General features: G+C 73.5%; 8 protein-coding genes. 7 read left to right on the top strand and 1 reads right to left on the bottom strand.

Translation table 11 applies throughout. The annotated features are described in order from the left end of the window. The first annotated feature begins 116 nt into the window (after nucleotides 1–116). The 5 genes from metG to ACIO5D_RS07245 all read left to right on the top strand — a co-directional run bounded on the left by metG (nucleotide 117) and on the right by ACIO5D_RS07245 (nucleotide 6,818). Nucleotides 117–1,739: a methionine--tRNA ligase gene (gene metG / locus ACIO5D_RS07265; RefSeq protein ID WP_400761227.1), complete on the top strand. Its 1,623-nt coding sequence runs from the start codon at nucleotides 117–119 to the stop codon at nucleotides 1,737–1,739. Continuing rightward, entirely contained in the window at nucleotides 1,739–2,614 is an 876-nt protein-coding gene (locus ACIO5D_RS07260) for a TatD family hydrolase (protein ID WP_400657020.1), read from the top strand. The genes metG and ACIO5D_RS07260 overlap by 1 nt, the downstream gene beginning before the upstream one ends. Nucleotides 2,615–2,880: 266 nt before the next feature. Next, on the top strand, nucleotides 2,881–3,849 hold the full coding sequence (gene rsmA / locus ACIO5D_RS07255; protein ID WP_400657018.1) for a 16S rRNA (adenine(1518)-N(6)/adenine(1519)-N(6))-dimethyltransferase RsmA: 969 nt from the start codon (nucleotides 2,881–2,883) through the stop codon (nucleotides 3,847–3,849). Continuing rightward, a complete protein-coding gene (locus ACIO5D_RS07250) occupies nucleotides 3,846–4,772 on the top strand; it encodes a 4-(cytidine 5'-diphospho)-2-C-methyl-D-erythritol kinase (protein ID WP_400761230.1) in 927 nt (308 codons plus the stop codon). Before rsmA ends, ACIO5D_RS07250 begins: the two co-directional genes overlap by 4 nt. A 210-nt stretch (nucleotides 4,773–4,982) precedes the next feature. Then, the gene (locus ACIO5D_RS07245) at nucleotides 4,983–6,818 is read left to right on the top strand and encodes an ABC-F family ATP-binding cassette domain-containing protein (RefSeq protein ID WP_400794208.1); all 1,836 of its coding nucleotides are present in this window, start codon (nucleotides 4,983–4,985) and stop codon (nucleotides 6,816–6,818) included. Nucleotides 6,819–6,824: 6 nt separating this feature from the next. On the opposite strand, the gene ACIO5D_RS07240 is transcribed toward ACIO5D_RS07245, so the two are convergent. After that, nucleotides 6,825–8,813 (bottom strand): FUSC family protein, encoded by a 1,989-nt coding sequence (locus tag ACIO5D_RS07240; RefSeq protein WP_400794206.1) that lies wholly within the window; start codon nucleotides 8,811–8,813, stop codon nucleotides 6,825–6,827. 389 nt (nucleotides 8,814–9,202) lie between these two features. Between ACIO5D_RS07240 and ACIO5D_RS07235 the strand changes: the two genes are divergently transcribed. Beyond that, on the top strand, nucleotides 9,203–9,754 hold the full coding sequence (locus ACIO5D_RS07235; protein WP_400657011.1) for a hypothetical protein: 552 nt from the start codon (nucleotides 9,203–9,205) through the stop codon (nucleotides 9,752–9,754). 43 nt (nucleotides 9,755–9,797) lie between these two features. After that, nucleotides 9,798–11,462 (top strand): WXG100 family type VII secretion target, encoded by a 1,665-nt coding sequence (locus ACIO5D_RS07230; RefSeq protein WP_400794204.1) that lies wholly within the window; start codon nucleotides 9,798–9,800, stop codon nucleotides 11,460–11,462. Nucleotides 11,463–11,560: the final 98 nt, after the last annotated feature.

Below are 11,560 nucleotides of genomic sequence, written 5' to 3'. Positions count from 1 at the left end.
GGGGGGCGGGGCCCCGGGGGGGGGGGGGGGGGCGGGGGGGGGGGGGCGGGGGGGGGGGCGCGCCCCCCCCCCCCCGGGGGGCGCCCCCCCCCCGCACGCGACTAAGATTTCCGACCATGGCGGCCACTGCAGACCACAGCACCACCGGGACCCCGACCCCGGCGTACTACGTTTCCACCCCGATCTACTACGTCAACGATCGCCCGCACCTGGGCCACGCGTACACCACCGTGGCGGGCGACGTCCTCACCCGCTGGCACCGTCAGCGCGGCGAGAAGGTCTGGTACCTGACCGGCACCGACGAGCACGGCCAGAAGATCCTGCGCACCGCCGAGGCCAACGGCGTCAGCCCGCAGGAGTGGTGCGACAAGCTGGTCGAGGAGGCGTGGAAGCCGCTCTGGGAGCACCTGGAGATCGCCAACGACGACTTCATCCGCACCACCCAGCAGCGCCACACCGACCGGGTGCAGGAGTTCGTCCAGGACCTGTACGACAAGGGCGAGATCTACAAGGGCGGCTACTCCGGCCCGTACTGCGTCGGCTGCGAGGAGTACAAGCTCCCCGCCGAACTGCTGGACGGCGCCGCCGAGGGCGAGAAGCTCTGCCCGATCCACAAGAAGCCGGTCGAGTGGCTGGAGGAGGAGAACTACTTCTTCCGCCTCTCCGCGTACGGCCCGAAGCTGCTGGAGTTCTACGCCGAGAACCCCGGCTTCATCGCCCCCGAGTCGGCCCGCAACGAGGTGCTGCGCTTCGTCGAGCAGGGGCTGCAGGACCTCTCGATCTCCCGCTCCACCTTCAACTGGGGCGTGCCGCTGCCCTGGGACGAGAAGCACGTCCTGTACGTCTGGGTGGACGCGCTGCAGAACTACATCACCGCGGCCGGCTACGGCGCCGACCCGGAGCGGTTCGCCGAGCTGTGGCCCGCCTCCGTCCACCTGGTGGGCAAGGACATCCTGCGCTTCCACGCGGTGATCTGGCCGGCCATGCTGATGGCCGCCGGGCTGCCGCTGCCCAAGCGGATCGTCGCCAACGGCTGGCTGATGGTCGGCGGCGAGAAGATGTCCAAGTCCAACCTGACCGGCATCGCGCCCACCGACCTGACCTCGCACTTCGGCGTGGACGCGTACCGCTACTACTTCCTGCGGGCGATCCCGTTCGGCACGGACGGCTCCTTCTCCTGGGAGGACTTCACCGCCCGGTACACCTCCGAGCTCGCCAACGACTTCGGCAACCTCGCCTCGCGGGTCGCCGCCATGGTCGGCAAGTACTTCGACGGCGTGCTGCCGGCCTCGGCCGCCCACGGCGACGCCGAGCAGGCCGTCGCGGACGGGCTCACCGCCGCCGCGGCGACCGCCGACCGGAAGATCGGTGAGGAGCTGGACTTCGCCGGCGGCCTCGCGGCGATCTTCGAGTTCGTCAAGCAGGTCAACGGCTACCTCACCGAGCAGGAGCCCTGGAAGGTCGCCAAGGACGACTCGGCGGAGGGCCGGGCGCGCCTCGCGACCATCCTCTACACCGCCGCCGAGGCGCTGCGGGCCACCGCCGTCCTGCTCAACCCGGTGATGCCGAGCACCGCCGAGAAGCTCTGGGCCTCGCTGGGCGCGGCCGACGCGGGCCTCGGCGAGCTGGCCGGCCAGACCGTCGCCACCGTCGCGGACTGGGGCCGGCTGCCCGTCGGCGCCACAGTCACCAAGGGCGACATCCTGTTCCCCCGCCTGGAAGAGAAGTCCGCCTCCTGATGGCCAAGACGGACGACCGGTCGACCCCACCGCCGCTGCCCGCCCCGCTGGCGGTGGCGGTGGCCGACTCGCACACCCACCTGGACATGCAGTCCGGCACCCCCGCCGAGGGCCTCGCCAAGGCCGCCTCGGTGGGGGTCGCCACCGTCGTCCAGGTGGGCTGCGACGTGCCCGGCTCCCGCTGGGCCGCCGACCTCGCGGCCGAGTTCGGGCAGGTGCACGCGGCCGTCGCCCTGCACCCCAACGAGGCGCCCCGGATCTACCTCGGCGACCCCGACGGCTGGTCCGGGCAGCAGCGCCCGGCCGGCGGGCAGGCCGCGCTCGACGCGGCCCTCGCCGAGATCGACGCGCTCGCCGCGCTGCCGCAGGTCGTCGCGGTCGGCGAGACCGGCCTCGACTACTTCCGCACCGGCCCGGAGGGCGTGGAGATCCAGAAGGAGTCGTTCCGCCGCCACATCGCGATGGCCAAGCGGCACGGCAAGGCCCTGGTGATCCACGACCGGGACGCCCACGAGGACGTCATCGCCGTCCTGCTGGAGGAGGGCGCCCCCGAGCGGACGGTCTTCCACTGCTACTCCGGCGACGCCGCGATGGCCAGGATCTGCGCCGAGCACGGCTGGTACCTCTCCTTCGCCGGCCCGGTCACCTTCAAGGCCAACCAGCCGCTGCGGGACGCCCTCGTCGCCACCCCGCTCGACCGCGTCCTGGTCGAGACCGACGCGCCCTTCCTCACCCCCCACCCCTACCGGGGCCGGCCCAACGCGCCGTACCTGATCCCGGTCACGGTCCGCTCGATGGCCGGGACGCTCGGCCTGCACGAGGACGAACTCGCGACGGCGATCGCGGCGAACACGGCCAGGGCCTTCGGCTACTGAGCGGGTCGCACGAATATTCGGTTCAGGGGAAACGGTTCGGCACTCTCGTGGCGCTGTAAGGCTGGTTGGCATGAGTGCGGTGGGGGAGGTGGCGATGGCCGCCGAGCCGTCGTCCATGAGTTCCACCGGGACGAGGAGAAGGGCGTCTATCTGCCCGTCGCCCGGCACGAAGGGGTGCTGCGCACCTCCGTGGCCGTACCCCGTGGAGATCGACCTCGCGGCGGTCGTCGAACTCTGAGCGCCCGCCGCGCCCGTATCCTTGGCGCGTGAGCACCACCGATCCCACCCCTGACAGCCTCCCGCAGCCCCCGGCCGGAGGGGCCGCCCTGCTGGGCGGCGCCGACATCCGGGAGCTGGCGGCCGCGTTCGGCGTGAAGCCGACCAAGCAGCGCGGGCAGAACTTCGTCACCGACGCCAACACCGTACGGCGGATCGTCCGGGCCGCGGACGTGACGGGCGAGGACGCGGTGGTCGAGGTCGGACCCGGACTCGGGTCGCTGACGCTGGCGCTGCTGGAGGTCGCCGAGCACGTCACCGCCGTCGAGATCGACCCCGTCCTGGCGCGCCACCTGCCGGACACCGTCGCCGCCCGGCTGCCCGGCAAGGCCGACGCCTTCGACCTCGTGTTCAGCGACGCGATGGACGTCACCGAGCTGCCCGGCCCGGCGCCGACCGCGCTGGTCGCCAACCTGCCCTACAACGTGGCCGTGCCGGTGCTGCTGCACATGCTCGCCACCTTCCCCAGCATCGAACGCACCCTGGTGATGGTGCAGAGCGAGGTCGCCGACCGGCTCGCGGCCAAGCCGGGGAACAAGGTGTACGGCGTCCCGTCGGTCAAGGCCAACTGGTACGCGGAGGTGAAGCGGGCCGGCGCCATCGGGCGCAACGTGTTCTGGCCCGCGCCCAACGTCGACTCCGGGCTGGTCTCGCTGATCCGCCGCGACCCGCCGCGCACCACCGCCAGCCGCGAGGAGGTCTTCGCGGTCGTCGACGCCGCGTTCGCCCAGCGACGCAAGACCCTGCGCGCCGCGCTGGCCGGCTGGGCCGGCTCCCCGGCCGCGGCCGAGCAGGCGCTCGCCGCCGCCGGGATCGACCACAAGCTGCGCGGCGAGATGCTGACGGTGGAGCAGTTCGCCGCCATCGCCGAGCAGAAGCCGGCGGGATCGGCGGGTGCGGCGGGCCGGACGGAGCAGGCCGATCAGGCCGATCAGTCGGAGAAGACGGAGCAGCAGTGATCACGGTACGAGTCCCCGCCAAGGTCAACGTCCAGCTGGGGGTCGGCGGACTGCGGGCCGACGGCTACCACGACCTGGCGAACGTCTTCTTCGCCGTCGCCCTCGGCGACGAGGTGACGGCCACCGCGGCCACCCCCGGCGAGGGCGTCACCCTCAGCTGCTCCGGCCCCGACGCGGCCGCCGTCCCGCTCGACGACAGCAACCTCGCCGCCCGCGCCGCCCGGCTGCTCGCCGCCCACCACGGACTGGCCGCCCCCGACGTCCGCCTGCACATCGCCAAGGCCATCCCGGTGGCCGGCGGCATGGCCGGCGGCAGCGCCGACGGCGCGGCGGCGCTGGTCGCCTGCGACGCCCTCTGGGGCCTGCGGACCCCCTTCGAGACCCTGCTGGAACTCGCCGCCGAACTCGGCTCCGACGTACCGTTCGCGCTGGTCGGCGGCGTCGCCCTCGGCCGGGGACGCGGCGAGATCCTGGAGCCGCTGCCCGTCGGCGGGACGTTCCACTGGGTCTTCGCCGTCGCCGACGGCGGGCTCTCCACCCCCGCCGTCTTCCGCGAGTGCGACCGCCTCCGCGACGAGGCCGGCACCGGCTCCACCGACACCGAGGTGCCCACCCCCGACGCCGACCCCGCGCTGCTCGCCGCCCTCGCCGACGGCGACGCCGTCGCCCTGGCCGCCGCGCTCGCCAACGACCTCCAGCAGGCCGCCCTCTCGCTGCGCCCCGCGCTCGCCGACACCCTGCGGGCCGGCACCGAGGCCGGTGCGATCGGCGCCCTGGTCTCCGGCTCCGGCCCGACCTGCGCCTTCCTCACCAAGGACGCCGACTCGGCGGCCGCCGTCGCCGAGGCCCTGCGCGCGTCCGGTGCGTGCCGTACGGCGCACGCCACCTACGGGCCGGTGGCGGGGGCGGGCGTCCCGGCGTAACGGGAGCCCAGGGCCGTTCCGGGCGGCTCGTCGGGGTGGGGCGGGCGGCTTGTCAGGGCGGCCCGGTACGGGCGTGACCGGTGCCGGGCAGGGGCCCGGCGTCCGGCGGGGCAGGGGGCCCGGGTCGGCGCATTAGGCTGGGAAGGATCGGGGTCCACCCCGAGATTTCGGGCCAGCCCCGAGACCGCCGAACCCAGGAGCGCAGCACACGTGGCCGTCAACCTCGCCACCATCGAGTCCGTCACGAAGGTCTACGGCACCCGCGCCCTTCTGGACGGGGTCAGCCTCGGCGTCAGCGAAGGGGACCGGATCGGCGTCGTCGGACGCAACGGGGACGGCAAGACCACCCTGATCCGGATGCTCGCCAAGCTGGAGGAGCCGGACGGCGGGCGGATCACCCACTCCGGCGGGCTCCAGCTGGCCGTCCTCACCCAGCACGACTCGCTCGACCCCCAGGCCACCATCCGGCACGAGGTGATCGCCGACCGGGCCGACCACGAGTGGCTCGGCGACGCCCGGATCCGAGACATCATCGAAGGCCTCTTCGGCGGCCTCGACCTGCCCGGCTTCGCCGACGGCCTGGACACCGTCATCGGCCCGCTCTCCGGCGGCGAGCGCCGCCGGATCGCCCTCGCCAAGCTGCTCCTCGGCGCGCCGGACCTGATCGTCCTCGACGAGCCCACCAACCACCTCGACGTCGAGGGCATCGCCTGGCTCGCCAAGCACCTCCAGGGCCGCCGCTCCGCGCTCGTCTGCGTCACCCACGACCGCTGGTTCCTCGACCAGGTCTGCACCCGGATGTGGGACGTCCAGCACGGCTCGGTGCACGAGTACGAGGGCGGCTACTCCGACTACGTCTTCGCCCGTGCCGAGCGCTCCCGGATCGAGGCCGTCGAGGAGCAGAAGCGCCAGAACCTGGCCCGCAAGGAGCTCGCCTGGCTGCGCCGCGGCGCCCCCGCCCGGACCTCCAAGCCGCGCTACCGGATCGAGGCCGCCAACGCCCTGATCGCCGACGTGCCGGACCCGCGCGACAAGAGCGAGCTGATGAAGTTCGCCAACGCCCGGCTGGGCCGGACGGTCTTCGAGCTGGAGGACGTCACCGTCAAGGCTGGCCCCAAGCTGCTGCTGGAGAACCTCACCTGGCAGCTCGGCCCCGGCGACCGGATCGGCCTGCTCGGGGTCAACGGCGCCGGCAAGACCTCGCTGCTGCGCGCGATGCGGGACGCCTACGCCTCCGAGGGCGACGTGCAGCCCGCCTCCGGTGTGATCAAGGTCGGCAAGACGGTGCGGCTGGCCTACCTCTCCCAGGAGGTCGCCGAACTGGAGCCGACGACCCGGGTGCTGCAGGCGGTCGAGCAGGTGCGCAGCCGCGTCGACCTCGGCAAGGGCCGGGAGATGAGCGCCGGGCAGCTCTGCGAGCAGTTCGGCTTCGGCAAGGACAAGCAGTGGACGCCGGTCGGTGACCTCTCCGGTGGCGAGCGGCGCCGGCTCCAGCTGCTGCGGCTGCTGATGGACGAGCCGAACGTGCTGTTCCTGGACGAGCCGACCAACGACCTCGACATCGAGACGCTCAACCAGCTGGAGGACCTGCTCGACGGCTGGCCCGGCTCCATGGTCGTGATCAGCCACGACCGGTTCTTCATCGAGCGGACGACCGACGTGGTGCACGCGCTGCTCGGCGACAAGAAGCTGCGGATGCTGCCGAACGGCGTCGACGAGTACCTGGAGCGGCGGGCGCGGATGGCGGCGGCCGCCGCCTCTGCCGCCTCCGCCGCTTCGTCCGCCTCCGCCGCGGACTCCGCCGGAGCGCCGGCCGGGGCCCCGGCGATGTCGGCCGGGGACGTGCGGGCGGCCAAGAAGGAGATGCAGAAGCTGGAGCGGCAGATCGCCAAGCTGGACGAGAAGGAGGCCAAGCTGCACGCCCAACTCGCCGAGCACGCCGCCGACTTCTCCAAGGTCGCGGAGCTGGACGCGCAACTGCGCGCCGTCCGGGGCGAGAAGGAGGAGCTGGAGATGGGCTGGCTGGAGCTGGCCGAGCAGGTCTGACCCGGTTCAGCCGCTGCCCAGCAGGGTCTCCAGCTCGTCCGCCGCACGGCCCAGCGCGCTGCGCGTCGGGTCGTGCGGCCTGGTCGGGCGGACCGCGGGACCGGCCGGCGGGCGGTGCTCCCGGGCGGCCGCGGTGAGCTCGTCCAGCGCCTGCCGGACCCGGGCCACCTCGGCCGGGTCGGGCACCCGTCCGCCGTAGCGGATCTGCGCCGCGTACGCCGCCACCGCGCCGCTGAGGCGCTCCAGCGCGACCGTCGCCGGCAGCCACTGCTCGGCCAGCCGGCCGGTGGGCGGCGGCTCGGTGAGCCCCTGCTGCACCTCCCGGTGGGCTTCCGCCAGCGCGCGGTAGGCGGTGCGGCGCAACCAGACCTCGGCGACGGGCTGCCGCGGACCGGGGCGGGCGGGCCCGCCCGCCGGTGCGTCCCGGGTGAGCCCCGCCACCGAGGAGAGATAGGCCTGGAGGGCGGTCGTCGCGGCCACCAGACGGGGCTCGATCCGGTGGCGCGTGCGCTCCGGCCAGAGCAGATAGCCGAAGAGCAGCACGATGGCACTGGCCAGCGAGGTGTCCAGCACCCTGGGCCAGAACTCGGCCGCGCTGCTCTGCCCGCCGAGCTGCAGCAGGATCAGCGCCATCGGCGTCATGACGACGGTGTTCAGGCCGTAGTGCGCCGCCGTGGCGTACGGCAGCAGGGCCACGCAGAACGCGGCGATCGCGGTCAGCGCCCACTCGTCGGTGGTGAGCGAGAGGACGGCCGCCGTCACCGCCACCCCCAGCACGGTGCCGATCGAGCGGCTGACCGCGCGCAGGAAGACCGAGCCGAGATCCGGCTTGAGGACGAACGCGATCGTCATCGGCACCCAGTAGCTCTTGCTGAGCGGGTAGGCCGCGGTGGCCGCCGAGCCGACCGCGATGCACAGCGCCACCCGCAGGCCGTACCGGACCGAGCCGCGGGAGAGCAGCCGGACCCGCAGCCGCCAGGGGTCGGGCGGCGGGGGCGGCGCGGTGCCGAGCACGGCCTCCCGGCCGGCGACGGTCTCGGCGGCGGCGCGCAGCGCCACGTCCAGGGCCTGCCGGGACGGCGTGTCGGGCTGCCAGTCGGGCACCGCCACCTCGCCGCCGCCGCGCTCCACCGCGCGGGCCAGCAGGCCGGGGACCGCGGCGACCTCCGGCGGGACGGGCCGCCTGGCCCAGAGCAGCCCGCTCGCCGCCTCGGTGGCGGCCAGCGCGGCCTCGTACATCCGGCGGAGCCGGACGGTGCGGGGGGACTCGGGGACCCGGGGGTGGGGCGGGGGGAGAAGATCCTGGAGCTGGTTCAGACGGGCCGTCAGAACCTGGCGGGAGGCCGCGCCCCGCGGTGTGCCGAGGTCGGCCAGGGTGCGCCCGAGCGCGTCGTACGCGGCCGCGAGGGCGCGGTTGCGCGGATCCCCGCGAGGACGGCGGTAGCTCCGGTGCGGCAGACCGAGCAGGACCACGAACGCCGCCCCCACCAGCATCATCGGCGGCGCCGCCCACCAGGGGCGGGCCATCGGCATGCCACTGCCCAGCGCCGCGGAGACCAGCAGGAGCATCCCGGCCGCGGACCCGCGCGGCCCGGTGGCGCTCAGCGCGCCGGAGGCGAAGGCCGTCACGGTGAGCGCCGCGCCGAGGGTGAGTGCGCCGGCCCGGAACTCCTGGAGCGACATCCCGATCAGCATGCCGAGCGCGGAGGCGAGGACGGCGGAGGCGATCCTGGGGGCGCGCAGGCGGGTCGGCTCGATGCGGTCGTTCATGGTCGCGTGCATCGCCCCGAGGCCGGCGAAGACGCCGAGGTCCAGGCGGTGGGCGAGCAGGCCGGCCGTCAGCGGGACGGCCATGCCGACCGCCGCGCGCAGCATCAGCGCCAGCGGAAGCGGCGGCCGGGCGGGGCGGGCGGCGCGGGCCCACCAGGGGGCGCTCCGGCGGGGGCTCGGGCCGGGGGTGCTGGGGCCGGGGGTGCTGGGCTGCCCGGGAGGCACGTGATCACGTCCGTTCCGCTGCTGGGCCCGCCCCGTGCGGGTGAACGATGGCGGGGGTCGCTGCTGTGCGACATTGCGCGGCAGATGAGGTCGTACCCGGTCGAACCGGGCCCAGCCAGTCTACCGGCCGGCGCCCGGCATTCCCGGGGTGGTCCGGGCCCGGGTCGAGCCCCCGGCCCGGGGCGCGTGTCAAGTTCGTACCGATCGCGCCCGGTCGTGCCATGGGCCCTGCCGGTGCGACAGAGGTGATGACTACGATGGCCGGGGCGACGACCGTCCCACGGGACGGTCGGTTCGCCGAGCAGGACGGTACGACCGAGAAGTTGACGGTGTGTCGCGGTGCGGCGGCCCAGGGGGCGCCCCCGCGCGCGGGGGAGAGGTGGATTGCGGTGGCTGGCGAGGCTGGACCGGGCGGCGCGGGCTGGGCGGACGGGCCCAACGGCGAGGTGAAGCCGTGGTCGCTCAATGACAGTTGGATCGGCAGAGTGGTCAGCCAGGTCCAGACCGACGTCAGCGCCAGCGCCCTGGTGACGGCGTTCGGGTCCAATGACGTCAAGATCGAGCTGGACACGCTGACGAACTTCAAGAAGAAGGTCGACGCGCTGCTGGCGTCCCTGGAGGGCTCGGACGCGGCACAGCACAAGATCCAGGAACAGAAGCTGACACCGGGGAACTTCGGGACGGGGTTCACCGAGTCCTCCGACCTGATGGCGGCCTACGAGAAAACGCACGCGGCGATCGCCCAGCTCTCGAAGGACTTCGCCGATCAGATCGCGAAGATGAGCGAAGCGGTGGCCCGGACGGCGGGCAACTACGGGACCAACGAGGAGCACCAGACCGCCGCCGCGAAGACCGTCGCCAAGAACGCCGGCAGCTACACCCCGGCGGCCGGACCGAACGGGCCGGCGCCGGGGCAGGGTGGCGTTGGCGGTACGTACTGATGGTGGGCCGGGGAGAGAGTCTCAGCAAAACGGGGAGTAAGTGATGGCAGGCGGAACGAAATTCGAAGGGTTCGAGCACGGCAATCTCAAGGCCATGGTCGCCAACACCGATCCGTCCAAGGTCACGAGCCGGGGCAACCAGCTCAAGGCCGCGAGTCGGGTCCTGGACGACCTGAGCCGGGCTCTGGCCGCCCACCTCGGCCAGATCCAGTGGGAGGGGCCGGCCGCCGACAACTTCAAGACCTGGGCGGGCAACCTGAACAAGTCGGCCGCCATGATCAGCGAGTACTCGAAGGGCGCCGGCGAGGCCATGGTCCAGGCCGGCGAGGCGCTCAGCACCGCCAAGACCGGCGTACCCGAGGTGCCGAAGACCGACATCGCGACGGTCGACAAGCGCAACACTCAGCCATGCCCGAACGTGACGCCAACTCAGCAGGCCGTGTACGGCTTCGGGAGCGCCACTACGACCCCGTCCGTCGACGACATCATGAAGCGGGTCAACCACAACTGGGTCACCGCGACGGAGGCACAGGCGGCTCAGAAGCGGGTCGAGGCGGCGCACCAGGAGGCCATCCACCAGATGGAGAAACTGGGGCAGGCGTACGAGGCGGCGACGACCAAACTGAACGGGCTGAAGCTGCCGACCCTGCCGGGGGCGCCAGGCGACGGCAGCGGTATTGGCGGAAGCCAGGAGGTCTCTCCCGGCGGTGGCGGCAGTACCGGCTCCGGCGGTACCGTTCGCACTCCTCGTACGGGCGGCAGCGGTAGTGGCAGTGGTGGGAGCTACACCCCGTCCGGCGGCGGCTACAGCGGCGGGTCGGTTCCCCCTCACCTGCCTGCGCCGGGTCCACAGGGGTCCGACGGGTCGGGTCACATCGACTCGGTTCCGCCGCACAACGGGCCGCCGTCGCTGCCGCACGACCCCGGTGTCCCCGGGCCGTCGCCGCAGCCCTGGTACCCGACCGACCGTCCCGGCACCGACCTCAACAGCCTGCCGTCCGTGCCGACTTTGCCTGGGCAGACCGGTCCGGTCGTGCCGGGTGGTGGCGGCAGCCTGCCTCCGAGCGGTCCGGGTGGCAGCCCCGGTTTCCCTGGCGGCCCGGGCGCAGACGGTGGGTATCCGGGCGGTGGTTCGCTTCCTCTCGGAGGCTTTGGACCCGGCGGAGGCGGGTCGGTCCCGGCGAAGGGCGGCGGCGGTGGTTCGATTTCGAGCCGGGCCGGCAGTTTCGGTGGGGGCGCTCTGCCTGCGAAGGGCGGGGCCCCGGGGCCGACCGGTGGTGGAACGGTCTTCGGTGCGCGCGAGGCCCAGGCGGGCCGGTCCGGAGCGGCCGGTGGCATGGGGGGCGCGGGCGGTATGGGTGGCGGTATGCACCCGGGCATGGGCGGCCACGGTGCCGGCGGCTCGGGTGGCAGCGCGCGCGGGCGCGGTCTGACCTCGACCAGCGGCGGCACCGTCGGCGGGCGCAAGGGCCCGGTTGTCGGTGGCGAGTTCACGCCCGGCGGCACCGGCCTGCGCAATCGGGCCGGCGCCGCCGCGGGAGCTGAGGGCGGAGCCCGTTCGGGCCAGAACGGCATGATGAGCCCCGGCATGGCGGGTGGCGCGGGCAAGAACGAGCGCGACCGTCGTAAGCGGGCCGACTACCTGCACGAGGACGAGGAAACCTGGACCAGCGGTACTCCGCAGAGCAATCCGGGCGTGATTGAGTAGTTGTGGAACAACTGCCCGGCCATTGGGTCCGTCCCGGTGGCCGGGCAGATCCGTCCGGGGCGCGGTCCTCGGCTGACGGGGAGACTGACGAGGGAGTT

It is taken from the genome of Kitasatospora sp. NPDC087315 (assembly GCF_044744345.1).
Taxonomy (GTDB): Bacteria; Actinomycetota; Actinomycetes; order Streptomycetales; family Streptomycetaceae; genus Kitasatospora.
This window is presented reverse-complemented; position numbering and strand designations above follow the sequence as displayed.

Coding starts and splice junctions, on each gene's coding strand:
- metG (WP_400761227.1), top strand. CDS start 117: ATGGCGGCCACTGCAGACCACAGCACCACCGGGACCCCGACCCCGGCG.
- ACIO5D_RS07260 (WP_400657020.1), top strand. CDS start 1,739: ATGGCCAAGACGGACGACCGGTCGACCCCACCGCCGCTGCCCGCCCCG.
- ACIO5D_RS07230 (WP_400794204.1), top strand. CDS start 9,798: ATGGCAGGCGGAACGAAATTCGAAGGGTTCGAGCACGGCAATCTCAAG.